The organism is Catellatospora sp. TT07R-123, assembly GCF_018327705.1.
Classification (GTDB): domain Bacteria; phylum Actinomycetota; class Actinomycetes; order Mycobacteriales; family Micromonosporaceae; genus Catellatospora.
In genome coordinates this window covers 2657205-2683101 of record NZ_BNEM01000002.1, presented here as the reverse complement: position 1 = coordinate 2683101, position 25897 = coordinate 2657205, and the positions used below count along the sequence as shown (strand labels likewise).

19 protein-coding genes are annotated in these 25897 nt (G+C 65.7%); 10 read left to right on the top strand and 9 right to left on the bottom strand.

The features are described 5' to 3' along the window. Window position 1: 1 nt before the first annotated feature. From Cs7R123_RS31695 to Cs7R123_RS31685, 3 genes are all read right to left on the bottom strand, one after another. Complete coding sequence (locus tag Cs7R123_RS31695; RefSeq protein WP_212831991.1) at window positions 2-3280, bottom strand: hypothetical protein; 3279 nt, start codon at window positions 3278-3280, stop codon at window positions 2-4. After that, the gene (locus Cs7R123_RS31690) at window positions 3271-4494 is read right to left on the bottom strand and encodes a hypothetical protein (RefSeq protein WP_212831989.1); all 1224 of its coding nucleotides are present in this window, start codon (window positions 4492-4494) and stop codon (window positions 3271-3273) included. Before Cs7R123_RS31690 ends, Cs7R123_RS31695 begins: the two co-directional genes overlap by 10 nt. Before the next feature lie 66 nt (window positions 4495-4560). Continuing rightward, window positions 4561-5796, bottom strand: a complete 1236-nt coding sequence (locus tag Cs7R123_RS31685; protein ID WP_212831987.1) for a helix-turn-helix domain-containing protein — start codon at window positions 5794-5796, stop codon at window positions 4561-4563. Between the two features lie 251 nt (window positions 5797-6047). Here Cs7R123_RS31685 and Cs7R123_RS31680 point away from each other — a divergent pair, with 251 nt between their 5' ends. Continuing rightward, a complete protein-coding gene (locus Cs7R123_RS31680) occupies window positions 6048-6236 on the top strand; it encodes a hypothetical protein (RefSeq protein ID WP_212831979.1) in 189 nt (62 codons plus the stop codon). An 8-nt stretch (window positions 6237-6244) separates the two neighbouring features. On the opposite strand, the gene Cs7R123_RS31675 is transcribed toward Cs7R123_RS31680, so the two are convergent. The 4 genes from Cs7R123_RS31675 to Cs7R123_RS31660 all read right to left on the bottom strand — a co-directional run bounded on the left by Cs7R123_RS31675 (window position 6245) and on the right by Cs7R123_RS31660 (window position 12684). Continuing rightward, a complete protein-coding gene (locus Cs7R123_RS31675) occupies window positions 6245-7582 on the bottom strand; it encodes a recombinase family protein (RefSeq protein ID WP_212831977.1) in 1338 nt (445 codons plus the stop codon). Between the two features lie 511 nt (window positions 7583-8093). Further along, on the bottom strand, window positions 8094-9506 hold the full coding sequence (locus tag Cs7R123_RS31670) for a hypothetical protein (protein WP_212831975.1): 1413 nt from the start codon (window positions 9504-9506) through the stop codon (window positions 8094-8096). Beyond that, window positions 9506-11650 (bottom strand): ATP-binding protein, encoded by a 2145-nt coding sequence (locus Cs7R123_RS31665; protein WP_212831973.1) that lies wholly within the window; start codon window positions 11648-11650, stop codon window positions 9506-9508. Before Cs7R123_RS31665 ends, Cs7R123_RS31670 begins: the two co-directional genes overlap by 1 nt. A 68-nt stretch (window positions 11651-11718) precedes the next feature. Then, window positions 11719-12684 carry a DNA adenine methylase gene (locus Cs7R123_RS31660; protein WP_212831971.1) on the bottom strand — a complete coding sequence of 322 codons (966 nt, stop codon included), beginning with the start codon at window positions 12682-12684 and terminating at the stop codon, window positions 11719-11721. 315 nt (window positions 12685-12999) lie between these two features. Between Cs7R123_RS31660 and Cs7R123_RS31655 the strand changes: the two genes are divergently transcribed. From Cs7R123_RS31655 to Cs7R123_RS31620, 8 genes are all read left to right on the top strand, one after another. Continuing rightward, window positions 13000-13923: a DNA-processing protein DprA gene (locus Cs7R123_RS31655; protein WP_244872260.1), complete on the top strand. Its 924-nt coding sequence runs from the start codon at window positions 13000-13002 to the stop codon at window positions 13921-13923. After that, window positions 13910-14629 (top strand): hypothetical protein, encoded by a 720-nt coding sequence (locus Cs7R123_RS40470; RefSeq protein ID WP_244872259.1) that lies wholly within the window; start codon window positions 13910-13912, stop codon window positions 14627-14629. The genes Cs7R123_RS31655 and Cs7R123_RS40470 overlap by 14 nt, the downstream gene beginning before the upstream one ends. Before the next feature lie 1460 nt (window positions 14630-16089). Next, window positions 16090-16695 carry a hypothetical protein gene (locus Cs7R123_RS31645; protein ID WP_212831961.1) on the top strand — a complete coding sequence of 202 codons (606 nt, stop codon included), beginning with the start codon at window positions 16090-16092 and terminating at the stop codon, window positions 16693-16695. A gap of 234 nt (window positions 16696-16929) precedes the next feature. Next, on the top strand, window positions 16930-18450 hold the full coding sequence (locus Cs7R123_RS31640) for a DUF3375 family protein (RefSeq protein ID WP_212831959.1): 1521 nt from the start codon (window positions 16930-16932) through the stop codon (window positions 18448-18450). Beyond that, window positions 18443-19207 (top strand): DUF4194 domain-containing protein, encoded by a 765-nt coding sequence (locus Cs7R123_RS31635; protein ID WP_212831957.1) that lies wholly within the window; start codon window positions 18443-18445, stop codon window positions 19205-19207. The genes Cs7R123_RS31640 and Cs7R123_RS31635 overlap by 8 nt, the downstream gene beginning before the upstream one ends. Next, on the top strand, window positions 19200-22565 hold the full coding sequence (locus Cs7R123_RS31630; protein WP_212831955.1) for an ATP-binding protein: 3366 nt from the start codon (window positions 19200-19202) through the stop codon (window positions 22563-22565). The genes Cs7R123_RS31635 and Cs7R123_RS31630 overlap by 8 nt, the downstream gene beginning before the upstream one ends. Continuing rightward, entirely contained in the window at window positions 22558-23742 is a 1185-nt protein-coding gene (locus tag Cs7R123_RS31625; protein WP_212831953.1) for a Wadjet anti-phage system protein JetD domain-containing protein, read from the top strand. The genes Cs7R123_RS31630 and Cs7R123_RS31625 overlap by 8 nt, the downstream gene beginning before the upstream one ends. A 225-nt stretch (window positions 23743-23967) precedes the next feature. Then, window positions 23968-24153: a hypothetical protein gene (locus Cs7R123_RS31620; RefSeq protein WP_212831951.1), complete on the top strand. Its 186-nt coding sequence runs from the start codon at window positions 23968-23970 to the stop codon at window positions 24151-24153. A gap of 12 nt (window positions 24154-24165) precedes the next feature. Here the strand turns inward: Cs7R123_RS31620 and Cs7R123_RS31615 are convergent, their stop codons facing one another. Then, window positions 24166-25047, bottom strand: a complete 882-nt coding sequence (locus Cs7R123_RS31615; protein ID WP_212831949.1) for a sigma-70 family RNA polymerase sigma factor — start codon at window positions 25045-25047, stop codon at window positions 24166-24168. 147 nt (window positions 25048-25194) lie between these two features. Here Cs7R123_RS31615 and Cs7R123_RS31610 point away from each other — a divergent pair, with 147 nt between their 5' ends. Then, a complete protein-coding gene (locus Cs7R123_RS31610; protein ID WP_374707046.1) occupies window positions 25195-25653 on the top strand; it encodes a carboxymuconolactone decarboxylase family protein in 459 nt (152 codons plus the stop codon). A gap of 18 nt (window positions 25654-25671) precedes the next feature. On the opposite strand, the gene Cs7R123_RS31605 is transcribed toward Cs7R123_RS31610, so the two are convergent. Further along, window positions 25672-25848, bottom strand: a complete 177-nt coding sequence (locus tag Cs7R123_RS31605; RefSeq protein ID WP_212831947.1) for a hypothetical protein — start codon at window positions 25846-25848, stop codon at window positions 25672-25674. Window positions 25849-25897: the final 49 nt, after the last annotated feature.

The following is a 25897-nucleotide window of genomic DNA, read 5'->3' as shown; positions in this document are numbered from 1 at the left end:
GCTAGCCGTTGGCGTCGATGCCCGCGTATGCCAGGAAGGCGGCGAGCGCTTCGCGGTATATGGCGTTCATCTGCTTGCGCTGGTCGGGATGCCACTGCTCGTACATTCGGCGCAGGATGTTCGCGAGGTCGGATTGCCATGAGTCCTCGTGGAACGCATAATCGACCAGGTGGAGGGTCATGTCGGTCCCGCCTCGCCGGGCACGCCCGGCAAGCTGAATCATATCGACAATCATGCCCGCGACGATTTCTTCTTGAAGCTCGGGCCGTGTCGCGACGAATCCGGGTGCCGATCGCATAATCACACCGAGTCGCTCCCAGGCAGCCTGCCGGGCTACCTGTAGCGCGGCCACGGGGTCGGCAGACGGACCGGCCGGCAATGCCCGCAGTCCCGCAGCATTGATGCTGGCATACATCTCTGGCGGGTCGGTCAGCAGCGCGAGCGGACGGGTGCACAGGTAGACCGGGGTGATGGCCGACTTGGTGCCGATGACGATATTCAGGCCGCGGGCGATCCGGGCCATCGGCACGACCAGGATGGTGCCCCGGCTGGGGAAGGTCTCGAACTCTTCCGGTGTGAGTTCCGCGATGCCGGGCGGCAGTGGGGGGAGTTTGTCGCGTCGCTCCTTGTCAGGTGGTACGGCGACGCAGAGTCCCCCGGTGTAGAGACTTGATCCGCGGATGCCGAGGGCGATATGTCGGCAGTGTTCGTAGGAGTTGACGACGACCGCAGCATGGGCCCGCGCCGGGTCGGTCTTCGCGATCCGGGCGAGTTCTGGATGAATCTGCTTGTCGTAGAGTTGGTCGCCGAGGGTGATCAATGCTCGGCGTTTGTGGGCCTGTGGGATGCCGGAGATCCGGATGGGCTGGTCGACCGCATCGGTGATCATGTGCCGTCGTGCGCGGATGCTGTCCGGGGCGGCGTCGGTCATCCACCACTTGACCTCGGCGTGCACGTGCTCGCGAACCGCCTGAGGGAAGTAGGCGGTCGCCGACAGTCCCATTACGGGCCGTTCTACTCCGGCCAGGACCAAGGAGACGATGCTGCCGAGCTGCGCGGTGTAGGTGTGTGGATCACCGGAGATGCACTGTGCGGTGAGCTCGGCGGACTTGTCTGGGTCGTCGAGCCCTGTCACGCGGTATCCGACGATCGCACCTCCCAGCATCCCGTAAGGCAGGACGTTGGCGGCGACTCTGGATTCGAGCCGTTCGGCGAGTTTGCGTGCCGAGGGCAGGCCGATGGATCGAAGTTGAGCGGTTTTGTTGCGTAGCAGAGCAAGCGCGGCGTCGAGTTCCCGCAGCCACGTGCGGACCAGCAGCAGCTCGATCGCTTCGCTGCGCAGGTGGGCGTCTTTGACCGCGTCCCGTAGTGCATCGGAGAGCTCCAGCTTGACCTGGGCGAGCAGATCCTCGCCCCGTGGTGCAAGAACCTTCTCCAGACTGGCCCGTACCGCGCGCAGGTGCGGCGGTAGCTCTATCGATTCATCGGCGGTGTAGCCGTCGTCTGCGCCCGGATGGGCGGGGCCGAGGGCATTGAGGAGCCCGAACAGTTCGTTGGGTACCTCTTGTTCGTTGGTGATGCCTGCGTCGGGGAACAGCAGCATGATCAGCCGTCGGTCCCGTCCGCCGGCCAGATGCCAGCCGGTGGTGTTCAGCCCTTGCTGGTCGCGAGCCGGGCCGCTGCCCTCGTACTGCCGAAGATGGATGTCGTTGGTGCAGATGCCCGCCAATAGGAATTCGGAGAGGTACCGGGCGTGGCTGATTGTTGGGCAGAGGTCTTTGGCCGCCTCGATCGGCAGCCGGGCCTTGTCATCATCGAGTTCTTTCAGTGGGACTGCGTAGTTGCGTCGGGTGTCGAGCACCAACTCGCTCGCGCACATCCCGAGGGCGGTCGACTGGAACTGGTCCACCTCGTCGATGAGGACAGCATGAGACCTCCTGAAGATGAACTCGGCTATCGACACGTCGTCGACCTTGCGTCCGTCCAGCACGACGGGCAGCGGGAAACGTCCGACCATGAAGTTGTGATGGTTGGTGACGATGACGGAAGCACCGATGGCTCTGCGCGGCTGCTCGAACTTGCCGCACGTCGTGGTCATCCACGGGCAGGCGTGGTTACCCGACTTCGGCGGTAACGGCGTGAGGGTGCGACACGATTCGCTGCCCGGCGGGAACGGCGCATTGATCTCGGTGAGCGGGCCGAGCGCGCAACCGTAGGCGAGCTGGTCGATGCGCCACCGCGACTTGGCCGACTGATCGAGAAACGAGCCCTCGACGCGGGCGCCGGCCTTGAGTGCCCGCTCGTACAGGCCGTAGGGCGACATCAGCGGAGTGCAGACGAGTTCCTGCGGCAGGGACCGCAAGACTCGAAGATGTTGCAGATCCTCCTGAATGTCCCACGCCGTGGAAAGCGTGGCCTCAACGGTCGGTAGCACGAGCGTGATCGTCAACTTGTTCAGCGCGAACCACGATGCCGCGACCCTGACGAAGACGCTCTTACCCGTGCCCGTGGGTGCGTTCAGGATCTCCAGCGGCCCGGCGATCAGCTTCAGAGCCTTCGCTACCTCGATGGTGTCGGTGGTGTCCATCTGCCGGAAGAGATCGCTGAGGACGCGCTGCACATAGCGATCCTCGGGGCGATAACGCTTGTCGATGTCTCCTGCAAGGTCGAGGAGGGCGTCGGTGTCGATGACGACCTCGGCCATGTAGGGCACGGTCTCTACGTTGAACGACCCCTCGTTCTCGCCCGGCTCGCCGAAGTCCGGAATCACAACCTTCCCCTGGACCAGCCCGATCCCTGGGGAGTACCACGTTCGGGTGAGCCATGTCCCTTCTCGCGCGATCTCCTGGGGCCGCCGACGGCGATGGTCCCGGCGCAGTCGATCTAGGATCCTGTCTGCGTAGCCGAGAAGATCACCACCGACGCGCGGGACCGCCGCGTCCGCCCGCTCGGGCTCCTCGCCGTAGAGAGAGAACGGGTGACTGCTCTGGCCCTCAGGGCCTGCCGAGAGAAGCCTACGCGCGCGTCTGCTGAGTTTGCCCAACTTGCAGAGTTCCTCAGGTGCCGCCCCCAGCACCGCGGCGATGCGTTGACGCTCCTGATGCGACATCTCCCGCCACCTATCCCAGGTGTCGTAGTGTCCACCGATCAGAAAGGCGGCATGGGTAAACCTGGCCAATGAGACACCGCCGGTGCCGCGAGCAGGGAAATAGTGCGCCGCCAAGGCGAGAGAAGCGAGGATTGCCCCGTCATTCTTGCTGAGTCTGTTTGTCACTGCCATGCGATCCCAGCCTTCTCACAGATCATCTGTCCCATGGCGCCGGCGGTGGCTACGCGTAGGCCGAACTCCGCGCAGACCGTTGTCAGTACCGGGACGCTGGATGGCCGGAAGTCTGGCACGACCAGCCACTGAGCGCCGCCGGCGTCGCCCTCATCAGCCTGAATCTTCTTCCCAAGAAGCAGCGGGTTGCTGTAGTCCTTTACATCGATGCGGAATGACATCGCCGGCAACTCGACATGAAGGTCGTACGCGTCAAGGGCTGGCCATAGGTCCACCTTGATCCCGCGAGCCTCCAAGGCGCGGTGCAGCCCGACCTCCACAAGTCCTGGAATCGTTGTCCAGCGCCAGACACCGCGAGTGAGCGCCTTGTGGTCTTCGGCGGGCGTCGGTTCAGGCACGCGGCCCGAAACATCAGTGAACAAGACCGCCGCCGCGCCGGATGGACGAGGAGGAGCGGATGCCGCAGGCATCAAAGACGGAGGCCGGCCGCCGTCAGGAATACCGAAAATGTATGAGGCACCCATTGCAGCGTGCGGGCGATGGAAGCATCTGGCGCTGCCGGTTTTAGTTCCTCGGCCCCTCTGAATTGTGATCTTCATAGGCCATCGGCACACCGGGCACGCGAACCACCACCGGTCGAACAACGCGGCGTGCGCGATCGGCTGGTAGAAGTCGACGACCGAACTCGGGATTCGAAGCTTCCTGAGATCCTTGTCAGATCCGGCCGGCATGTCTATGAGCGCCTGGCGGCCCTGCACGTAAACTGCCTGCTCGCCCCGCTTCTTCAGCGCCGTATAGGCCCGTTCCTGATCCATTTCCTCTGCGAGGCTTTCACCTGAGGGGGTCCGCCCACCCCGCACTGCCTTGGCCAAGGCCCGCAGCACGAGCATCTGCTCCTGCTCCAGGTCGTAGAGGTCATCGTCGTACTGGCCGTCTTCGGTGATCAGGCAGACACCCTGCAATTCCTCGGCCGCGATGTGCGAAGGAAGGAGCAACGAGAGGTCCTGCGTGAGGAGATCACGGAAGTCGGAAAACGTGAGCGGATTTCCTGGACCGCGGACGGCAAGGACCCGCGCATGGGCGTCCATTAGGGTCTGCAGCCTACTCTCCGGCGGCTGTTCGGTATCGGTGACCGCTTGGGCTGCTCGGGCTGCCGCAGTCATGACCTGAACGCGGGCAGCTGTCGCGTTTAGAGCAGGGCTGGAGAAAGTCACGGGCGGCACACTACGCGGTGGCGGCGACAATCCAGATGGTGCGGTTCACCCGTTAGGGGAGGTGGATCAGGACCACAAGGGCTCCGAGCCGTCATGGACGGCGGGGTAGAGACGGCGGTATGTGGGGAAGTGCTGGTCAATATGGGTTCGGCCGGCGTCCGTAAGATGCCATCGGTACGCACGGACATAGGTTCCAGCCTCGGTCGCCTGCTTGACCGGAACAAGATCGATATAACCGCGGCTCGGTGAACCATTCGGGCGATAGCCTGTGCCGAGAAAGAATCTCGCTTTCCCCCAAAGTCCGTCCTCGGCGAGCCCGTTGATGCCAGCCGCTGCGACCTTGACCAAGTTCTGCCAGAGCCAATCCGAGAGCAAGCCGTCTCTGTCTCGTGGCTCCGGCAGTTCGTCGAGGCCGTACCGTGCACATGCGCGCCCGGCGCGTGTCAGTTCAACGAGCACCCGCGGCACGAATCCCAGTGGGAAGACCTCGACTTGGTCCTCGCTGACCTCCACCAGACCACGATGGGCCAAAGCGTGCACCGTGGCGCCGGCGCCGGCGTCGTGCTGGCCGTCCGTGCGCAGCGCCTGCTGTATCGGCGTATAGCCGGTGAAGGCGGGATCTGCCTTGATGCTGAATGGGAGCTTGCGCCACACCGATGGAGGAACGGGCCTTCGTCCGGCGGCATGCGTCGCTTTCGCCTCACGTTCTGCGGCTCGATCCTGATGAAAGAAGATCTTCAGGTATACGCGCTGCCTCTCGTTCAGCCCATCCCAGTCGCGGGCGGCTTTACTGCGCGCGTCCTGCGAGCCGGCCTCTGTAGGAGTCTCGCCCGCGTCGGAAGGTGTCGCCGATGTTCTCTTCCAGGCGCTGAGCACGACAGCTTTCGGCACTTGGTAGACCTCTGCGAGAGCCGCGACCACCTGGGGTGGCGATGCCGACGACGGCCAGGTTGCGACGGCTTCTCCAACCTCAAGACGTTGCAGCCTCCAAGCCCAGGCACCTGGCAGAAGCCTAGCCATCCGCGTTGCCGCCTCTTCGCGATCCATGCCCGCAAAGCGTCGAAGATCGCTAAGCGTCTCGTGGCCAGGGGGAGTGCCGACCAATTGTTGCGCGGTTGTCGACAGTGCTTCCGCCAGCGCCTTGAGTTTGGCAGGCGTCGGGGTATGCCGGCCCTTCTCGTAGTTGATGACCTGCCGCTTCGACACCTTGATCAAGAGGGCGAGTCGCGACTGGCTTAGTCCAGCGGACAGCCTGAGCTGCGCCATCACCGACGGTGCGAACGGCTCAGCAGGTCTCGACACCTCATCAATATAAACTTCACTCGGCCGGATTTCACGGACCTGAACCAAAATTTCGAACAGGTGTACCGACGGCTCCGGTCAACGCCATACCGTGTCGGCCCTCGCGAGGGTCGCTTTCGGCCAGCCTCGCACGATGAGCAGCGCCGCGCGAACCTCAACCGAGCCGATCCGGCCCCGACGGTCCACCAGCGCCGATCTGGTGTTTCGGACGATGATGGTCGAGTAGTGCGGTTAGGTCGCAGGCGACGACGATGCTGGCGCCGAAGGCGGTGAAGTTGACGACGGTAATGCTGGTGCTGTCGGAGCAGGCGGCGGTGTGCGCGGCGCGGGGTGGAGATGACTGCCGCGGTGACCAGTGCGACGAGCGCGGTCAGTACGCGAGCCAGCCGCTGGCGGCCGTGCAGGGTGAGGTGGGTGACATCGGTGGCTCTTTGCTCTGAATCCGCCGTCAGTAGAATTCCATGAAGGCGCGGGTGCCTGCGCGCGGCGGGGTGGCAGGCCCTTTCGGCGATCGTGGACGCGGAATACGGGCGGGACTACGGACCGACGCATCGAGGCTCAGTTTTCGATCAGGGCCGCACAGCACCCGGCTGCCGTCGGCCCGCAGCCGTACAGCGATCGTCTCGGGTTCGTGCGACAGCCGCAGCAGCTCAGCGACCCACCGCACGACGTCGTCTTCGCGGATGTAAAGCCATGGCTCGTTGGTGCCGCCGGGCTTGTCGCTGCGCTGGCCGTGTCGGCATCGGTAAGCCGGGTTCCCATGAGACCAGTGGGAGTCGAACTTGCGGCCGCACATCTGGCACCAGACCAGGCCCGCCAGCGCGTAGATCCGGCTTGTGGCGTCCTTGGGTGCCGGTACGCTGCGGATGAGTTGAGCCATCACGAAGTCCCGCTCGCTGACCAGCGGCGGATGAACGGCGACCTTCGAGATCGCCCAGTCGCGGATCAGATTCCAGCGGCGGTTCTCCGATCGGCCCAGCAGGTCGTCTGCTGCGTCCAGCGGCCCTTGCTCGGTCTGCTGCCGGTTCCACACCTGCCGGCCGGTGTAGCGCGCATTCTCCAGGATCGACCTGACCGTGGTCTGCACCCACACCTCACCGCTGCGATGGGGGTTGCGGTCGGGGTCTACACGCGACGGGCACGGCACACCGCGCTCGTTGAGCAGCTTGGCGATGTTGGCTACGCTGCGACCGGCGATCCGCTGCGCGAAGATCCACTGAACGTGATGCGCTGTCCGCGAGTCAGGATCGAGACGAAACGCCGGCCGTCCCCATTTGGCGTGAGCGGGATTCGGATGCAGGCCGGCCCGGACCAGGCGGTAGCCGAACGGTGGCCGTCCGCCTTGATGGCGGCCCTGCTCGATAACCTGTGCCCGCATCGCGGCCTTGGCCCGGAACCGGGCGCGCTGGATCTCCCTCTTTGAGTGAACCCCCAACAGCTCCAGCACTGCCATGTGTTCGTGGCTGGCCGGGTCGACCGGTCCGCCGATCTCAGGCAGCCACAGCTGGACGCCGTTCTCGGCAAACAGGGGAAGGATCTGCTTGAAATGGTTGCCGTAGAACGCGCGTTCGAACTCGCCGATCACCACGGCGTTGAACAGGCGGTCAGGGTCGGTCAGCGCTGCCAGCAGCATCGACGCCTGCGGACGTTGATGCCATGGTCTCACGCGCCGGCCGAGGTCGAAGTACTCGGCCACGATCTCGCCGTGACCACGGACCACGTCCTCGGCGAAGTCGCGCTGCCAACGTCCTGACGACAAGCGATGCTGCCACTCCTTGGTCGACATCCGGCCGTAGAAGGCGAATTTGAGCCACGAAGGCCCTGCTGGCGTGTCCCGAAGCGCCGTGACTCGTCCAGGTGTGTCAGCTTGAGTAAGCCACCAATCCAAAGGGCTATCGACGTCTGGCGGCAGCATGACAACCTCCTGCCCCTCATTACGGCGGGATGTGACTCCTCCATTCTGACCCGCTTTGTCTTGTTGGTCGTTCCTGCTCTTGGGGGTCAGCGCGACGGGTAGTCAGCCGTACGTGTCAGGCGCTCAGTTCACGACTTCACGAACGACAGCCGCCGTCGGCCTGTGGCCGGCGCCAGCCGAACGCAGAGTTTCAGTCTTCCAAACTGACTACGCGGGTGCCGTCTCGCCGCCGGTGTTCTGTCAGCCGCCCGCTGCTGACTAGCCTGGCTGATACCGAGTCGGTTACGGGCTTGCGGTCTCAAGACCTCGAGAATTCGGGTCGATCCCGTCCGGCGTGGTGCCATCCGACAGATGCCTCCCGTCGAACCGTGCGCAGTGCGTTTCATTGGAACGGGCTGTGCTGGCCGAGCAGCCCTTTAGTGTTTTGTTCCAGGCCGAGGTGATGCTGCGCCAGCAGCGTCAAGACGCTGCGGCCCGTCCCGAGGGGCAGCGATGCCTCCGAGTGGGCCAGCGCGACGGGAATGATGGCGTTGGGGTAGAGCCTGGTCTGCAACCGATCAAGCTGTTCGACTGTACTGCGCAGCGTGGGGTAGCTGGCAAAGTCCTCACACGGGTTGGTGCCGTCGGGCTGGGCGGCCTCATACGGCTGACCGGCCGGCACGCGCGGAACCGTCAAGACGATCATCTGGTCCGTGCTCGTCTTGTAGAGGAAGCGGCGGCCGTAGAACTCATCGTGGCCGTAGATATCGTTGTTGCTGCTCCGCTGGATCTTGTCGTGGATGTAGATGTTATCCAACATCATGACGTGCCGCTGAGGTATGAACTCGGCGATGCTTGCGGCGTGGTCGACGAACACACCCTTCTTCTCCACGCCGACCAACAGCGGCGGGGCGCACCCGGCTTGCTCCTGGGCGCTGCAGACCTCGCCCCAGTAGCCGACCATGCGTCTCTTCAGCGGTGCCGTGGGTCCATGGAATGCCAGAGGCCCGTCGGTGATGAACATGCCGCTCGCAGCCACCTGCGGCTTGTACCGTGAGAGGCCACCCATGTAGATCAGCATCAGCAGCCGCTCGGCCACGTTCATCGTGCGCGTGAGGATCTTGTCATTACTGCCGTCAGGGTTGTACTCCTCATGGGTGCGCAGCACGTCGGTGGGGTAGAGGGCGGACGCGCAGGCGGTGCACGCCGTGGGCTTGACTTGCACGGTCTGCGTCGTGTCTTTGCAGGTCGGGCAGCGTCCCAGTTTGATGGTCTTGGCTGGCTCGCCGTGTCGGCCGTACAGATGCATGAGCGCTTCGGTCAGGCTGAACAGATCCGCGGAGAAGTCGCGGGTGCCCTGCGAGCTGAACATGTTGTACAGCTCGGCGCGCCAGGAGTCCACGCCGCTGAAGCCTTGGATGGCCACGTTCGATCCGGGCAGCGCGGCCTGGATGGTCTGGGCGTCACGGGCGGCGATCAGGCGCCGGGGATCGACCAGGCCGTCAACGCGGCTGTTGAGGAACTGGTTGATGTTGACGAACACGCCGGTGATCTGGATGAACCCGACCCGGATCGACGGGTATTGCGCGCGGGCCTGGATCTCCTGGTCGGAGCCGTCGAAGGCCACCACGTAGGCGGGTGGTGTGCGCGTGGGACCCGGCAGGTCCTGAACCGCGACACACCGGGTTGACACGGCTTCGGGCGTTCCTTTCTCCACGGCAGGTGTGACCCACCGTGTCATCGCTGTCTCTATCATCGCGTTCTGGACGGTGGAGACATGCCCGAGACGCGACGCGCGTTCGTTCGGCGAGGGCATCAGCTGCCTCCCACAGCCAGCGGCTGACGCGGCAGGTGTCCGTTGTGGGCAGCGAGCGTCTGCGGGTCGATCGAGTCGAGACCTGCGGCCGCCCTTGCCCTGTTGATCATGTCGTGGTCGAACTTCGCGATCTGAACTGGCACGATGTACTGGCCCGACAGTGTCTTCATGCGGACAAAACCACGTTCCTCCGCACGCTTGATCGAGTCCGCGAACTGGGCGAAGTCGTAATAGTGGGAAAGCTCCCGCGTCTCGCGATCGGAGTTGAGGTGCGCGATGATCCAGTTGTGGGTGTTGGACAGGATCCGCGGATCTATCGCTGACACCTCCTGCGTTGCGTAGAGCAGGCCGATGTCGTACTTGGCCGCCTCCTTGGCCAGGGCGACCCACGGATCGCGGGTGTCCTGCGTCGAGTTGCGCCGGTCGAACAGCCGGTGTGCCTCCTCGACCACGATCTGGATGGCGACGGGGTCGAGGTTCTGGCGGAAACGCTGGTTGCCGCGCTCCAGCAGCCGGTTGACGATCCGCTCGGACATGACTGTCGCAACGCGCTCGCTGCCGAACGACAGGTCGACGATGACGACCTTGCCTTCGGTGAGGTCGTCGTAGACCTGGCTGGCGACGTCGCCGCTGCTGTGTGCGGAGTGGAACTCGACGAAGCCTTTGAGGGAGTTGAGCACGCCGCTGCCGCCGGTGGCGTCGTAGGCGGCGCGCACGTCGTTGAAGGGGCCGCAGTTGAGCCAGCTGGACAGGTTCAGGCTCAGGTACTGCGCTGGGATCTTGCCGCGGCTGTGTTCGGCGAGCCGGTTGCACAGCCAGTCCATGACTTTCTTCAGCCCTTCGCCGGTCTTCACCGTGGCGTTTCCGGAGCCTTTGACCAGCACGCCGGCATGATCGGCCAGGATGGCGTCGGCGAGTTCGCCGGTGATGCTGAACCGGATGCCGGCCCATGTGGGCGGCACCTTGAAGCCGGCCTTGGCCAAGGTGGCGTAGAAGGCGAGCCGTGCTCGTTCGGCGTCGCTCTTGGCCTCCCAGTAAGCGGAGTCCTTGTCGCCTGCGGGGAAGTCCTCGGCGGCCGGAGGGCTGACTTCCGCGGCACGGAAGGCGTGCACGTACTTGGCGTCCATGCCGGCCAGGCAGTCGTTGACCAGGTCACGTGCCGCCGCGAGCTCACCGGGGTCGTAGAAGTTCAAGGTCAGTGGCTTGACCTGCTGATGGTCGTTGCTGGCGCCGAACCGGTAGATCGTCACCCAGTCCTGGCCCAGTAACCGAAGACCGGTGTTGTCCTGCTTGTTGACGTTGGCGTACTCGCCCTGCGGGTCGAAGATCAGTTGGCCGATCGGGCGGCCTGCCCGGCGGGAGTGTTCGAACACCGACGTGCAGATCGTTTTGACCGTGTTCGACTTACCCGCCCGGGTCATGCCGAGGATCGCGGTCTTGCGGGACACGAAGTCTGTGACGCGGATGCGCACCGGCACATCCTGCATACCGGCCACCTCGGCGCGGCGGCGGGTGGCGGCGTAGCGGACGGTGCCGATACGCACCAGGCTCGGTAGAACGCTGCCGGCGGCCTCGTCCTCCGTCCGCTCCGGGTAGGAGGCGATGAACGACAGCACGCGTGCTGACGGGCTGTAGACGAAGTAGCGGGCGCCGGAATAGACGTTGTCGATGTCGGCGCCCCACTTGATGAATGTCGAGTCACCGGCCACCGTCGCCGGGTAGAACGTGCCCAGCACGTCGCATTCGAAAGCGCAGGTCTCGATCTCCCGCCCGGTGAGCGGGTCGACGATGTCACTCGGACGCTGGTCACGGACGTTGGCATCCCGGATCGTCGTCATACGTGTGGCGACGAGCTCCGGCTGGTGGGGCAGCTGGGCCACACCGCGCACCCTGAGAAGGATGACCTCGTCCTCGTCGAGCGGCTCGCTAGTCTCACGCGTGGGCCGGGTCGCCGCGGCCAGCAGGAAGCTGTGGCGAGGCACACCGCCGGCGGCACGCTTGGCGAAGTCGTCGGTGATGACGACCGCCTTCTCATAGTCGAGGTGGTAGATGCCGCCGATGCGTTTAGCGTCAAGCAGTAGCTTCGCCAGCGGGCTTGCCTCTGCCGCCGCCAACGCGGCCAGACCAGAAAGCTGCTGTGTCACCGAGCGACCCTTCGTGAGCAAGAGAGATCGAGTGTGCTCAACCTTCCTACCACTTGGATGCGACGAAGTCAGGGACCCAGGACTCGATACGAGCTGGATTCGGGAACGGTGGGGTAGTTGGTCACCAAAAGCTCATCGCGACTGGCGCGTCGCGCCTTGGCGCTTTCGCCGCTCCTGGCGCCAGCCGCCGTGTACTGCTGAGACACATGCAGCACCGAACGTCCCTGCCCTGTCGGATACAGGCCACGCACCAGAGGGCTGTCGTCGTACGACAAGAACCAGCGAAAACGCGACTCGGTCTGCAGCGCTCTAGCGAACTGCTGATGACCGCCGGTGTCAAATGACCACTCGTACAGGAACTCGGCCTTGTCCACGTACGGCGGGTCGAAGTAGACCAGCATCTCCTCCGACGACAGCAGCGATCCATGCTCACGCAGCAGCCGCCGGATGCTGTCAGACCAGTCCAGCCGCCAAACGTCAAGAATCCGGCCGGTGCGAGCCAGTGCGCCGACATGGTTGAGCCGACGCGTCAGCCCTTCCAACCCGAACCGACAATCGATCTTGTAGGGAGACGTCTGTGCCCGTCCACCGATCGGTCCGGCACGCCCATGCAGGATCCCCGAAAACGTCGTGCGATTGAGGAACAGGCACTTCAGCGCACGATCACGCCGCCCCCGCGGCTGCGCCGCGCGCCACCAGTCCCAATGCGCGACCGTGGCCTTCTCGCGCTCCTCGCTCATCGCGGAGATCAACCACTGGGTATCGAACGCCGCGGTATGCCAGAACGCCGCCACCAGCGGGTCAGCGTCGGCCAGGATGGCATGCTCGGCCACGCCCGCGCCGACCAGCCGCAGCGCCGTCGATGCCCCTCCGCAGAACGGCTCCAATAGAAGCCGCGGCGGCGGCACATTCGCCTTGACGACCTCGGCGATCACCGGACCCAGCTGACGCTTGGCGCCGGGATAACGCAGAGGACTCACCACAGAATGCGGCAGAAGCTCCCAATCTGCCAGGTCGCCCGGCTTGTCCAGCACAGCTTCGACCGGCCACGGCGAACGGCGACGTTTCGGCGGCCTACCGTGCCCTGGAGGGGTCGTCGCGCCTGCCACGCCATCCCTCCCCGGGTGATCCTCATCTGCCGACACCCTACTGGCTCGGCAGGCCACGCCCAACCGCAGACGCACCGGCACTACGTCCCACCCGGCCCGGCCCGGCGATCCTTGACAATACGCCCATTCGTACTAATGTACTAGCGACATGATCCGCGGACGGCATCCACCGTCCGCCGAGTCGCCAAACGCTCGCACGGATGAGGCATACCTGCAGGCCGAGGTTCTAGGATGACGTACATGACCGATGATCTCGCCGAACGCGCAGCGCTAGTCGCGCTGCTGAACCCTGGCAGCGGTCATCCCACCGCGTCGTGGCCCCGCCTGGCATCAGAGGTCCTCGACCGCGGCAGCGCCCGCGACCTGCTGCAACACCCCAGCGGCCAGCAGACGCTGATCAACGCCGACGCCGACGAACGCCTGGCGGCAGCAACCGCGCTCGTCCGGCACTGGCAGGACCAAGGAATCGGCGTACACGGCGTCCTCGACGACACCTACCCGGCGCTGCTACGCGACATCAGGGAACGGCCCCCCATCATCTTCACCAAAGGCCAGCTAGCCGACGACGTGCGGGCAGTAGCCGTCGTGGGCAGCCGCGACGCGTCCCCCCGCGGTCTACGCATCGCGAACACCATCGCCACCGAGTTCGCACGCAACGCCATCACCGTCGTCAGCGGCCTGGCCGAAGGCATCGACACCGCAGCCCACACAGCAGCACTCGCCGCAGGAGCACGCACCGTCGCCGTCATCGGCACAGGCATCAACAGGCACTACCCTGCCTCCAACAGGGCACTCCAGGACCAGATCGCCGACCAAGGCCTCGTGATCTCACAGTTCTGGCCAGACGCCGCACCGACCCGCAGCCACTTTCCCATGCGCAACGCCGTCATGAGCGGATACTCGGCAGCGACCGTCATCGTCGACGCGGGCGAACACAGCGGCACCCGCATTCAGGCCCGTCTTGCCGTCCAACACGGACGCCACGTGATCATCCTTAAGGACCTGCTGCACCTGCAATGGGCGCGTGAACTCGCCGGCAGGCCTGGAGTAAGCGTGGTCGGGAGCCCCGACGAACTCTTCACGACGGTCGAGGGCGTCTTAGCGAAACGCCAGCGCCAGCTCAGGCCCACCCCCCGAGACCTCGCCGACCTTGTCCTCACCTAACGACCCCCGACCCGCCGGGGACTACCTACGAAACCCGCTGCACGCCAGACCCGGCGTCTGCGGCGTCTGCCGCGGCCCGGCAGACCCCACCTACCAGCTCTGCTATGCCTGCGGCCAACACGCACGGGCATCACAGACCCTCGCCGACGCGATCTTCCCCATCGCCTACTGCGCCAAAGACGGTCAGCACTACGAAGACCTCAAGCGCTACAAGAACCACCCGATCATGCCACTAGCGCAGGCACGGCTACGCAGCCTCGTCGAGACCTTCCTCGACTGGCACATCGAGTGCCTCACGCAAGCCGCCGGAGGCAAACTCACCCACCTCGCCGTCGTGCCCAGCACCCGCCGCCAGGGACCGCACCCGCTGGCCGAAGTCCTCGGCATACAGCGACAGGTGATTGCAGCCACCGGATCAAACCCTGACCGTGCTCGGCGCTTCAGCACCGACACCTTCACCGTTCACTGGAGCGCCGCACGGCACCAGCCTGCGCGAGTGCTGCTCTTCGACGACACATGGACCACCGGTGCGAGCCTGCAGTCCTTCGCCTACGGCCTCAAGCAGGCTGGAGCGACTTCAGTTGTGGGGCTTGTCCTGGGGCGGCTGCTCAACGCCGACTACGCGCCATCGCGCGCCATCCTCAGCTCGATCAGAGGTGTGCCATTCAGCGTAGAGCGGTGCGCATCACCGTCCTGCCATGGGTAGACATCGGACGCTGTAGACAGCAAGCGTCGCAACGGCCGCACTCACCGAACGGATCGACGTGCAGCTGGGCAGGAAGAACTAACCGTTCTACTCCAAGCTCTGGCGCGGACACAGACCAGCTGCTGACCCACGGCGTCCAGGACACGTGACCCTCAGCCGACTACGCACGGCCTGCCAGGCGGACCCTGCCCGATCAGCCGATCGAGCCGCGAGCGCGTACTGCCTGACAGACCGTAAAAGCAGCGACAGCGCACGACGACTATCGTTCGTGGATGGATCTCTCGTTGTCGAGGTAAACGAGCCCATTCACGGCGCTCGCAAGTCGCCGGATCGCACCTGGCATATCGGGACCTTGTAGTCTCCGCTGTCCCCCTGCTGTTGGATATTCCCAGTGGTCAAAGCGGCCAGCCACGTGCGGCCGAGGGCGGGGGGCAGGTCCCGCTGCATGTGCGACCGGTGTGCCTCGATCGTCGCGACTTGAGCGTGTTTGCGGTGACGGCAGCCAGGTCATGTGGTTGAACGGTCCGGTCGGGTCCAGCTTGGCGGCCCACGCGTGGGTATCGACCGCAGCCGACGGTGAGGGGGCGGCCTTCGGCGCAGACGCCGCCGACAGCCCTGACGGTCAGTCACGTTTATGTGAAAGTGCTAGGGGCTGTGCCCCGGCTCCGACGGCTGCTTGCGCTGACGTTCACAACTTGCAGCTGCCGCTTCGCGAATGGCAGGAACGCATTGTAGGAACTCAATGCGATGGTGACTTTTCACTGCTCAGGTGCGTACGGGCCTGGTAGGGAAGCGGTGGGGAATTCGCGTGGCATGAGCTCGCGGCGGTTATTGCGGTGGCCGGATTGCGATTCACGAATTGGTGCGCTAGTTCGGAAACGGCTAGCCCATGGGTTCGGCGACGCTTGTTCTGAGTTTATTCGGGGGCGTTCGGCTGGTACCCGAACGCCCCTCAACCGTGTCCCTGGCAGGGCCTTCACAACACGGAGCGGACACTTCGCCCCGGTCACCGGGGCTAAGTTCTGCCCTGACATTGTGGGTCGAACAACGGTTTGATGTCGAGAACCCTCATCTAACAAGTGCACGAATCTGCTGTTAATCCTTACCTGTCAATGCCTGTGCGTATCCAATCTGGCGACGATCATACAATCTGCGCCTGGCTGAACGGCTGTGACGGCTATGGCGAACGGACATCCTCGCGGCGACGTCCGAGCAGAGTAGGCGATTTCAACTCGGCTAACACTTGATCCCAGACAGAGGGTCCAGTCCAATAGAAACGGTCGTGTTCCGGCTGGTACCCGGTGGCGACCCAATCTATGACCGGTAGTCCCTGGCAGGGCTACACCAACAGAAGACGGAGTGAGAGCGCATGGCCTACAGGCCGGTGCGCGGCTCGGAGACCCTTTCTCCGGGCCGTGCCCCCATACCTCTGCGCCCGGCACCGAGGAAGACGGCGCACGTTGACGATCTCTGACTACACCGACGTGGGCAGCCTCGCGCTGGGCGTCGGCGGTGTCATCTTCGCTGCCTGGCAGTGGAAAGACGCCCGGCGGGGCCGCGTCGAGCGGCTCGCCGCGACCGAACAGGCGCAGCAGGGCGCTCAGCGGCGCGCATACGGCCTACGCCACCAGCATGCTCTGTCGGGCGCCCTCACCTTGCTCGACGAGCTGGAGGAGATCGCCGACGCGATCGTGATAGGCCGCGAGCTGTGCAGCCACACGCGCCTGGCTGAAATGGGTCTGAAACGGCTCGCCGATAAGGCCGAGGGCAAGGCGCGCAGCTTCCCCGCGGGGGACTGCCATCTGCTGTGCCGTGACCACGACGGCGTGGCCCACTACGCCGACGAACTGCTCGCACGACCGTTTCCGGCCGCGGCGCACCGCGGACCACGGGTGCGGATCCAGCCGGCCGGAGCGACGGCGGTCGTGGCGGCGCCAGCTGACGCGGAAGCCGATCTTGCCGCTGCGGGCCGTGCCGCTGTGGCGCAGTTCGCAGCGGCGCAGCAGTTGCGGCGCAGGATCGGCGAAGCGCGCGAGCTCATCCGCGATCACCTACCCACGGTCTAGGTTCGAGGCGGCTAGAAGACGGCAGGTCGGTGCCCGTTCCGTGCTTCGCGGGGCGGGCTCGGCCAGCCGGGCGGCACGCCAGTGCCGCGAGCGCAGTGCCCATAGCGGCTGAGCCGATCACCATGAGCGCCCACCTCCGATCGCATGGTGACGTTCTGGGATCAGAATGTGGCTGACGGTCGCTGCTTGTCGTACACCGGATATAGCATGGCTGGCCTTGGGTGGGGGTGGTCAATGCCGAGTAAGGCCGAGGCGCTGCTGCATGAGTTCCGTGGTAACGCGACTGCCGATGTGACCATGTCCCTGCTCCGGTCGCCGTATGCGGTCCCGTATCTGGCGTTCATGGCTGCGCATCTGGGCGATGGGCAGATCGTCGACGGGCAGAGCCTCACTGAGGCATTGGATGCTGAGCTTCCCGGACTGCTGCTCGCCGATGCCGACAACCCGGTGTCCGTCACGGTGCCGGACGCGCACGAGGTGTTGACGAACTGGACGAAGCGGGGCTGGCTGTACCGGGGTGTCGATCCGGTCTCCCGGATGGAGCGGTATCAGCTGACGGCTGGTTCGAGTCAGGCAGTCCGGCACATGCGGGGTCTGCAACGGCACTCCTCGGTGGCGACCGAGTCCGCTCTGACGCTGGTGATGTCGGAGATGCGACAGGTGGCCACCGATGCCAACCCCGATCCACGTACCCGCCGGGAGTCGCTCAAGCAGCAGATCGCTGTGCTGGAGGCGCAGGTCGAAGCCCTCGACCGTGGTGACCTGCCTGAGGTCAATCATCGCGACCTGGTCGACAGGGTGGTGGTGTTGGCGCAGTTGGTGGAGAAGATCCCTACGGACATAGCTCGATACGGTGAGCAGATGCACGCCAACACGGCAGCTCTGTTGCGCCAGACGCTGTCTGAGGATCCGGCGGAGTTCGCCGACGTGTTGCAGCGGATGTTCGACGGACATGACGTCATCGCGGAGTCGCCGGAGGGTCAGGCGTTTCGTGCGTTCGCCACGGTGATCGCCACACCGTCGCTGCGGTCGCAGCTCGAGTCGGACACCGCTGAGGTGATCATGCGGGTGCCGAGTCTTCCGCGGCATGTCGTCGACCTTCTGCGGGATTTCATCGACGCGATGTGGTCTCGGGTGCAGGAGGTCGAGGGTGTGCGGGCGGTGGCGTTTCGGCGTATCAGCAACTTCGTGCGCGGTGGTGACGCGCTGCATTACCGCAGTATGCGTACCCGGGTCGGTGAAGCCCAGGCAGCGGCCGCTGATGCGTTCGAGCGAAGCCACGGCGGCCGCGACATCGGCTTCGTCGTGCCGATGAGCGGCGTCGATGCCGCCTCGGTGGGCAGGTTGAAACTCCACTCGGGGACGGCGGTCTTGCCGGATCCGGTGGCGGACTCCAGCGACGAGTTCGTCATCGACGCGACGGCTCTGGCGGGCCGGGAGTCGATCGACTGGTCTGGGCTGCGGGCGGCGGTCGGCGCGGCGTTGCAATCACATGGCGGTTACGCCACGTTGGCGGAGGTGCTCAAGCACGTCGACGCCCCGCGTACCGGCGACGTGATCGGGCTGTGGTGGTTGGCGACCAAGCACGGCGACGTCGACACCGCAGACCAGGCGAGTGTGTGGGTGAACTCCAGCCGAGGCCAGCGGCGGATCACGGTTCCCTATCTGGTGTTCGGCGAGCCGATTGCGGATCCGGTGGCGCAGGTGGTGGCTTCAAGGCGAGCGGGCAGGGGCGGTGGGGAAGCTGATGGCTGAAGAAGAGCGGCCACTGTTCGAACAGGTCTTCGGAGAAGACCTGTTCGACGACGACGGCCGGCGGGAGCCGGCGGTGCTCGACGCCGAGGCGATGTTCGCGGAGGGTTTGGCGGCCAGCGTCGGTGTGCTGGTCGACAGTGGTGTGCGCCAGCCGCGTTTCGACGGCGACGCCAGCGAGCTGCCCGCTGAGGTGTGCTGGACGCTGCAGGAACTGGTCGCGGCGCCGCACGTGACGGAGAAGTCGCGTAAACACTGGGCGGTGGTGCAGCAGTACGAGGATGTGCTGCGCAGCCGACTGTCTGAGCTGAACCTGATCCTGGAGGTGAACCGGGAGCACCGCTACGCCTTCACCCGGCAGGCTTTCGACCCCAGCCCGCACAGCCGCGCCATTCTGCGCAGCAAGACGCTCAGTCTTGCAGCCAGCGCGTTGGCGCTGTACCTGTACCAGCAGTACGTGATGTCACCGGATGAGCCGGTCGTGGAGACCGCCGACATGATCGATCACATGATGGCCTACAAGCCCTCAGGCGACACCGACGAGGCCGGGTTCCTCAAAAAGGTCCGGACGGCGATCACGGCTCTGGACGATGCGGCGATCATCAAACCTGTCAGAGGCGCCGACCGCTACATCATCTACCCGGTGATCACCTCGATCCTCACTGCGGAGCAGGTGGACGCGCTGACCGACAAGTACCAGGCCATCGCTGGCGGGCAGGTCCGCGGCTCGGATGCAGAGCAGGAGCCCGCTGATGACTGACACGAGCGATGTCACCCAGCTGCGCCAGTTCCGCTTGGTGAGGCTGCAGATCGTCAACTGGGGCACGTTCAGCGGATACAAGGACTTCCCGATCAACCGTCAAGGGGTGCTGTTCACCGGCCCGTCAGGGTCGGGAAAGTCGTCGCTGATGGATGCGCACTCCACGGTGCTGCTGCCAGCCCACGACCAGCGGTTCAATGCCTCGGCGGATCTGACGGCCCGAGGATCCAAGCAAGCGACCCGCAGCGTCGCCGACTATGTCCGTGGCGCCTGGTCGGAGACCAACGACGAGCACGAGCAGTCGCAGGTCCGCTATCTGCGCGGCGGCAAGCCGACATGGTCAGCGATCGGCGCGACCTACGACGACGCGGCTGGCAGCGTCGTGACTGCCGTGACGGTCAAGTGGTTCACGGGTGTGGACAACGACAGCGCGAATCTCAAACCGCTGTACATGATCGCCCAAGGGCAGTTCACCCTGACCGATCTGGAAGGGTGGGCCGAACGCGGATTCGACACCCGGTGGCTGAAAGCCGCCTACCCGGTGTCCTATCCTTCGAGCCAGGAAGCGTACATCCGTGATCTTGCGGCGATGATCGGCCTTGGCGGTTCCAAGTCGGCGCTGTCGCTGCTGGGCAAGGCCAAGGCGATGAAGAACGTCGGCGACCTGAACTACTTCATCCGGGACAACATGCTCGACCGGCCGGAGACCTTCGCGGCCGCCCAGCGGATGGTCAATACGTTCAAACCGCTCAACGACGCCTTCGAGATCGCCCACCGGGCCTACCAGCAGGAGAAGGAGCTACGAGACGTCCCGAGCCAATGGCAGCGTTATCAGCAGGCCACCACCGAGCGGACCAGAGCCGACAGTTTGAAGGGCGGCCCTGCTGAGGTGTACCTGCGCGGTTTGCACCTGCGGCTGCTGGCCGAGGAGATCGACCAGATCGACACCGCCCTCCAAGGGCTCGACGAGGACCTGCAGGCCAGGACCAAAGATCAGCAAGCGGCCTATGACAGCTTCTGGTCGCTAGAGCAGCAGTGGAGCGAGCAGGGCGAGGTCCTACGGACGCTGCAGGTGCAGCTCGACGCCGCCAACATCGAAGTTCAAGCACGCCGCGACGCCTACGCCGCCTACGGCGGGCAGCTTGCTCTGCTGGGGCGTTCGGCGCCGGTGACCGAAGCGGAGTTCCTGGCTCTGCGATCGCAGCTGCCGCAGTTGGCGGAGTCAGCGCGTGCCGAACGCGAGCAGCTGGCGCCCACGCTGAGGGCGGCGTTCGCAGAAGCCGGGCAGCTGGAGAAGGATCTGCAGGGCAAAACCGCCGAGTTGCAGGCGCTTCGCGTGGCCAGGAGCCTGATCCCGGCTCGGGAGGCGCAGCGCCGTGACGCTATCGCCCAGGCTGTAGGCGTGCCAGCGGCGGACCTGCCGTTCGCGGCGGAACTCATCGACGTCGCCGAGGGCCAGGAGCGCTGGCGGCCGGCGGCCGAGAAGGTGCTGCGCAGTTTCGGCCTTCGGCTGCTGGTGCCAGAACGCCACGAGCGGCCGATCAAGGAGTTCATCGACACGCATGACATGCGGGGGATCGTCGAGTACAGCGTCGTCACCGCCACCTCGGCGCACCGGCCGCGGCCGCGGCCGGAGACCCTTGCCGCCAAGCTCACCGTGAACACCGATCACCCGTCCGGGTTGTGGCTGGCCGCGCAGATCACGGCCCGATTCGACCATGTGTGCGTCGACACCGCTCGTGAGCTCGACCAGCACCGCATCGGGGTCACCGTGCGAGGAACGTTGAAGCTGCCCGGCAACCACTACCGCAAGGACGATCGGCCGGAGCTGACCAATCCATCGTCGTACATCCTCGGCGCGAACACCGCGGCGAAACGGGCAGCCCTGGAAGCAGAGGTCTCCGCGCTCGTCGGTGACAGCAAGCAAGCCAACGACGCGGCAGATACGCTGAGCCGACGTGACCATGCGCTGTCTGCCGCGCAGCAAGCAGCCGGTGCCGCCACCAAACACACCATATGGTCAAAGCTCGATCACTGGAAAGCAGCCGGCGACGCCGAACAGCTCGAAGGCCGGCTGGCCGAGATCCGGTCCGGGGACGTGGACCTGCAGCGCCTGGAAGAAAGACGCGACGACGCCAAGAGCGTCTGGCGGAAGCTCGTCGGTGCATGCGAGCTGCTCACCAAACGCATCGAAGGCGAGTCACATCGGCAGACGAGCCTGGTCGACGAGCACGAACAGGAGCAGCGCAGACCTCACGAGATCCACGACGAAGACGACCGCCGCTACCTCGACGAGGTCCTGGCCGAACTTGTGCTGACGCGTTCACCGGACAACATGGCTCAGATCCGCACCACGTTTCGTCGTGAACTGGAACGCAGAACCGGTGCGGCTGACACGACCAGGCAGAACGCCGTCATGCTCATGAAACGGGCCGTCGACGGGTTCATCGAGAAATGGCGGGATGCTGCACCGGACACCAGCGGCGACGTCGAAAAGTGCGGAGCCGACTTCGCCGCGTTGCATGACGAGATCGCCGCCCGCAAGCTGCCGGAGGCGATGACGCGTTTCCAGCAGATGATCAGCGAGGACATGGTCCCGTCGATCGGGATGCTGCAGCGGGCGATCGAGAAAGCCACGCAGGAGATCCAGGAACGTGTCGACATGGTCAACATCGGGCTGGGACGGGTGGAGTTCAACTCCGGCACCCATCTGCAGATCGCATGCACGTTCAACCCGCCCGCGGAGGTCAAGGCGTTCCGGGCACGGGTCGACGAGCTGCTGAGCCTGGCTCCCGGTGTCCGCAGCGACAGCGGCAAAGCCGTGGCGCAGTTTCGCCGCGTCCGTGACCTGATGGCCCTGTTCACCTCCGACACTACTGAAGCACGGCGATGGCGCACCGATGTGCTCGACGTCCGCAACAGCTACACCTTCTATGGCAGCGAGAAGGACCCCGACGGGGCGACCGTGCACACCTACCGCAACACGGCCGCCAACTCCGGCGGGGAGCAGGAAAAACTCGTCGCGTTCTGCCTGGCCGCCGCGCTGAGCTACAACCTCGCCGACCGTGACTCCGACGGCCGGCCGCGCTTTGCCCCGCTGATGCTCGACGAAGCGTTCAGCAAGTCCGACGAGACCTTCTCCGCACAGGCGTTGTCGGTCTTCGACGAGTTCGGATTCCAGATGCTGATCGCAGCACCCATCCGCATGTCCGGCATCGTCGAACCGTTCATCGGCCAGGCGATCCTCGTCGAAAAGCGCATGGCGGCAGACGGCGCCCACTCCAACGCCGCCTCGGCCACCTTCGGTGAGCTCGCCGCCCGCCGTGGGCAGGAGTTCGACGGTGACGCCGGTGCGTGACCCCGACGAGATCACCGCCCTGGTCAGGCAGCGGTTCGCCGCCGTCTACCCCGACTGGGCACGCGGCCTGGGCACCTGGCCGATGCGGCTCTCGCTGCAGCCGCCGGACACGCGGGCCAGGTCCGAAGACCCCGTCGCCTGCCACGAGTGGGCCCAGCGCTGGGCGGACTACACGGGTCCGGGAGAGATCATCTACGCTAACGCCCGCTTCCCCACGGGCGTTCACGCCCTCCCTCAGACTCTGGTCTTCGGCCAGCCGCACGACGTCGCCGCAGCCGACTTCGACACGGCCCAGACCTGGCGGCGCTGCGGACGGCGACTGGTCCAACTCCAGCGGGCCTTTCCTGACGCTGACTTCACCGGCATCATCCGCCGCATCACCGAACTTCCCGAAACGGACTTCGCGCGACTCGTCAATGCCGTCACCTGGCTGAAGGCCAACCCCGCGTCGGGGATGCTGCTAAGACAGCTGCCGATCGAGGGCATCGACACCAAATGGCTGGCAAGACACACCCAGCTGGTCGTCAACCTGCTGGGACACGGCGGCGGGCAGACCGACCCAGAATCGGCCGCCCCGGCAGCGACCAGGCGCCTGCATCAACGGCTCGGCCTGCGCACGCCACCAGAGCTTATCCAGGTCGTGGTATGCGACCCGGCGCTGCGCGAGAACCTCGGCGGGATGCGGCATCTGGCCACAGCCGTTGACGACCTCAACCGTTGGCTCAAGCAACCAGACGTCGTGCTCATCATCGAGAACAAGGAGTCGGCCTACGCGTTCACGGACGACATGCCAGGCACCGTCATCCTGCACGGGCAAGGCTTCAGCGTCGCCAACTACGGCAAGATCCACTGGGTGAAGGCCGCGCGCAAGGTCTTGTATTGGGGCGACATCGACGGGCCTGGACTGGTGTTTCTCAACGACCTGCGTGGCCACGGCGTCGACGCCACCAGCATCCTCATGGATTGCGAAACCCTCGACCGGTTCCGGCACCTGGCGGTCGACGGCACGGCACCTGACAGGCGGAACCCCGATCGGCTCACACCCGGCGAGCGCGAGCTGTATCTCCACCTGACCGCCTACGCGGCCGAACGAGACCGAGGCCTGCTGCTCGAGCAGGAGCGGATCCCGTGGCACTTCGCGCATGGACACGTTGCTATGGCGATGAGTCGCGACTAAGGGATCTCTTAGGACTCCATGGCAGTGGGCTAAAGCAGAGTCTTCGCTGGTAGTGGTAGGTGGCCTCGGGGGTGAGAGCTGGCCCCGCCTGGGAGTCGGTTTAGGGCCCGTTTGGCGATCTTCAGCTTCATGATCGTGGGTGAGTTCTGGCCCCGGGTTGGTGTCATTCGGTGATACCGCTTGTGTGGTGGCGGGTGGAGCCCAGCCCAGCTCCCAGATGAGGCCATGACTCGCTCGCAGAGCCGGCCCGGCCACTACCGGCTGGCCGCCGTACGCGGGCACCTGCTGGAGCTGGCCGGCGGCCGCGCGGGCGCGGTGGCCCAGTTCAAAGCGGCCGCCGCAGGCATGGCAAGCACCCCGGAACAGCGCTACCTGCTCACGGAGATCGCCCGCCTCAGCGACGCGCGCTGAGGCGGGCGTGGCTCAGTTGAGGATCGCGACGTCCAGCTCGGTGAGCCTCTCCGGGTCGGCGGTGAGGCGGATGCCGGTGATCCGGCCGTCGGTCACGGTGAAGGAGAGCGCGACACGCACCTTGCCGCGGGGGGCCCATACGGCCCCGACGATGCCGTCGAGCAGCGCGACGCGGGCGTCGGCGGCCTTGCCGTTCCAGTAGTCGGCGAGCGTCGACGCGCCGTGGATCTCGGCGGCCGAGCCCAGCCGTACCGCGGCGGCGTCGGAACGCATCACCACGTCCGGGTCGAGCACGGTCAGCAGCGCCTCGAAGCGGCCCTCGCGGGCGGCCGACAGGAACGCCTCGACGACCTCGCGGCGGCGGGCCTGGTCCTCGACGGCGTTGTCAGGTGCCTGGCCCCGCACCCGGCGGCGGGCGCGGCTGGCCAGTTGCCGGGCGGCGTCGGGTGACTTGCCGATGACGGGGGCCACCTCGTCGAACGGCACCGCGAACATGTCGTGCAGCACGAACGCCAGCCGTTCGGCGGGGGAAAGGGTGTCCAGCACGACCATCAGGGCCAGCCCCACCGAGTCGGCCAGCAGCGTCTGCTGTTCGGGATCGGTCCCCGCGACCGTGGCGGCGGGTGCGAGGTCGTCGTCGGTCTGGTCGTCGAGGAAGTCCTCGCGCCGGGTGCTGCGCGAACGCAGCATGTCCAGGCAGATCCGGCCGACGACGGTGGTCAGCCAGCCGCTGAGGTTGTCGACCTCGGCGACGTCGGACCGGCTCAGTCGCAGCCAGGCCTCCTGCACGGCGTCGTCGGCCTCGGCCGACGACCCGAGCATGCGCAGCGCCACCGCGCGCAGCCGTCCCCGGTCCTGCTCGAAGCGTCCGGCCAACCCGTCCTGATCCCGCATATCTCTCTTACCTCCCCGAATCACCATAAAATGTGATGCAGGCCACATCTGTCACATCACTCGGAAGCGGCCCGTCATACCGATGACGAACGAGATCGGGCCGATGTGACAGGCCCGGCGAACCTCAAGATCCTAATGGAGGATGCCGTGCAGGCACGCATGAACAACCCCGCGGCTCTGCTCCCCGACGCCGTGAAGGGGATCAACCTGCTCTACAAGGCCGCGCACTCGGCCGGCCTGGCCAAGTCGACGCTGGAACTGGTCCACCTGCGGGCCAGCCAGATCAACGGCTGCAGCGCCTGCGTCGACTCCGGGGCCCGGTCCATGCGCAAGTCCGGCGAGACCGACGAGCGGCTGTTCGCCGTCGCGGCCTGGCGCGAGACCGACTACTTCACCGAGGCCGAGCGGGCCGCGCTGGAACTCGCCGAGGCGGCCACCCGGCTGGCCGACCGGCCGGACCCGGTACCCGACCACATCTGGGAGGCCGCGGCCAAGCACTTCAGCGAACCCGAGCTCGCGGCGCTGGTGCTGTGGATCGCGACGACCAACTTCTTCAACCGCATCAACGCCACCACCCGCCAGCCCGCGGGCCAGAACTGGGGCTGACCGGCGGCGGGCCCGCCGTCAGGGCGGGCCCGGCCGGAACCGGGCCGTCGTCGGCAGCCGGCCCGCCGCCAGGCGGGCCAGCGCCGCGTCGGCCGCCTGCACGCGCAGCCGCCGGGTCACGTCCGGCCAGGACGGCACGGCACGGCTGTGTTCGGGATGACGGGCGCCGCCGACCGCGCCGACGATGGTGGCCACGGTGCGGACCCGCGTCGACCTCGACGCTGTCGCACAGACCCGACGCCTC